1 pseudogene is annotated in these 248 nt (G+C 63.7%); it reads right to left on the bottom strand.

Annotated features, from left to right (window positions below):
- Positions 1-248 (bottom strand): annotated as a pseudogene (locus PU683_RS20780) (EamA family transporter); the annotation flags it as partial.

The raw sequence follows: 248 nt of genomic DNA, 5'->3' as shown, positions 1-248 counted from the left end.
CTGAACTGCATGCCGCTTTCCGCGCTGAAGGCATATTTAAGCCACAGCGCCAGCGCGGTCAGCACAATGAACAGCACCACGCCGTTGCTGCCCTGGGCGATCTTCTTGGTCAGGTTGCAGTACAGCGCCCAGATCACCGCGCCGCTGAACGCCAGCCCGTAGCTGAGCGGATTGCTGCGCACGTTGGCCAGCATCTGCGCCGGTGACCAGCCGCCCTCGCCGCTCATGATCCAGCCGATGCCGAACAG

This window comes from Candidatus Kosakonia sp. 282A-S69, from assembly GCF_029433855.1.
Taxonomy (GTDB): Bacteria; Pseudomonadota; Gammaproteobacteria; order Enterobacterales; family Enterobacteriaceae; genus Kosakonia; species Kosakonia cowanii_A.
Note: the sequence above shows the minus strand (reverse complement) of the source record. Positions and strands in the feature narration are given on the sequence as shown.